General features: G+C 38.3%; 4 protein-coding genes. All 4 read left to right on the top strand.

Translation table 11 applies throughout. From position 1 onward, the window contains the following. The coding region (gene merTP / locus LC115_07060) for a mercuric transport protein MerTP (protein MCZ2356434.1) at window positions 1-585 on the top strand (585 nt) is incomplete at its 5' end. A 1-nt stretch (window position 586) separates the two neighbouring features. Further along, window positions 587-793 (top strand): hypothetical protein, encoded by a 207-nt coding sequence (locus LC115_07065; GenBank protein ID MCZ2356435.1) that lies wholly within the window; start codon window positions 587-589, stop codon window positions 791-793. 166 nt (window positions 794-959) lie between these two features. Continuing rightward, window positions 960-1325: a hypothetical protein gene (locus LC115_07070; GenBank protein MCZ2356436.1), complete on the top strand. Its 366-nt coding sequence runs from the start codon at window positions 960-962 to the stop codon at window positions 1323-1325. A 19-nt stretch (window positions 1326-1344) separates the two neighbouring features. Then, window positions 1345-1805, top strand: a 461-nt coding sequence (locus LC115_07075) for an IS1595-like element ISBbi1 family transposase (protein ID MCZ2356437.1), incomplete at its 3' end; no start/stop codon positions are given.

Raw genomic sequence — 1805 nt, forward strand, 5'->3', positions numbered from 1 at the left:
AAACTAATCGGAGCAGGACTTTTAACAGCAATTGCAGCTTCATTGTGTTGTATTACTCCAGTCTTGGCTTTAGTAGCAGGAACAAGCGGACTTGCTTCTACTTTTTCTTGGCTCGAACCTTTCAGACCGTATTTTATCGGTTTGACAATTTTGGTTCTTGGTTTTGCTTGGTATCAAAAGTTGAAACCTAAAAAGCAAATTGACTGCAACTGTGAGACAGAAGAAAAACCAAAATTCATTCAGTCAAAAATGTTTTTAGGAATTGTAACAGCATTTGCAATCGTTATGCTTGCCTTTCCATACTATTCAAGCATTTTCTACCCAAAGAAAGAAAAGCAAATCATAGTAGTGGACAAATCCAATATTCAAAAAGTAAAATTTACGATTAGCGGAATGACTTGTGCGAGTTGCGAAGAACACGTAAATCACGAAGTAAATAAATTGACAGGAATAATAAGTTCAAACGCTTCATATGAAAATGGAAATGCAATCATAGAATTTGACAACTCAAAAACAAATATTTCTGAAATCGAAAAAGCAATAAACTCAACAGGATATTCTGTAACCGACAAAAAAGAAAATTAAAATGGAAATCAAATTACAATCAACAATAACTTGCCCCAACTGCGGACATAAGAAAGAAGAAACAATGCCGACAGACGCTTGCCAATATTTTTACGAATGTGAAAAATGCAAACAAGTTCTAAAACCAAAACAAGGCGACTGCTGTGTTTATTGTAGCTACGGAAGTGTTGCTTGTCCACCAATTCAGCAGGACAAAAAATGTTGCTGACAGACGGAAAACAAAGAAGCCCAGCCACTAACAGCGGTTTGGCAAAAGTGGCGGTTCAGTGCTTCGTATGACAGTTTTTCGTAAATTTGAAGTGTGTGCTTCGTATGAACATTTGTGGTTAAATCGCCACCTTCGCCAAGCCGCAAAACGTTAGCAGAAATGTCAAATGAAAGTACTGCATAAAACACTTTTCTTAATTATTATCTTGTTTGCAATTAGAATTTTTGCAAGTCCACAAATTCCGGATTATATCATTTATAAAGGTGACACTATACCAACGTATAATTTAATTTTAGAACAATTTTTACAAAAGAAAAATCCAAATGAAGAAAAACTTTTTGGGTTAAGTTTCAGAAGCTCTGAAAATATTGGGGTTTCAACAAATTGTTGGAGAGGATATCAAGCGATATACGAAATAATAGACAATAAACTTTATTTAACAAATATTATTTCTTGTGGTGAATTATACGAAAAATCCAAAATAAATTTATCTGATTCTCCGCAAACACACCTAATATTTTTAGTATATTAGCGCTCAAAAAGCAGGGATTATGAACATATTCAGTTTTACGGCTCATTTCGGTTCGGAGGAAGATTGTCGTTTGCATTTCAAGGAGCAGCGTGATAAGGAAGGGGTTGTCTGCAAGCGATGCGGGGGCACTTCCCATTATTGGTTACAGGGTAAATGGAGTTATGAATGCAAAGGTTGCCGTTTCCGCACCTCGTTGCGCAGCGGTACGATCATGGAGAGCTCCAAGCTGCCGTTTCTGGTGTGGTACAAAACGATGTTCCTGATGAGTTGCACAAAAAAGGGATTCTCCACCAACGAACTCCAGAAGCAATTAGGATTGAAGCGTTACGAACCGGTATGGGCGATGGTACACAAACTCCGCAGGGCGATGGGCAACCGGGATGCAAGGTATACACTGGAAGGGATGATAGAACTGGATGAGGGTTACTTTTCGGTGGCCAGTAAGGAAATCGAGCGAGGCAAGGGTACACGTGGCCGGGG

Source organism: Bacteroidia bacterium, from assembly GCA_026932145.1.
In the GTDB taxonomy this organism is placed as follows: domain Bacteria; phylum Bacteroidota; class Bacteroidia; order J057; family JAIXKT01; genus JAIXKT01.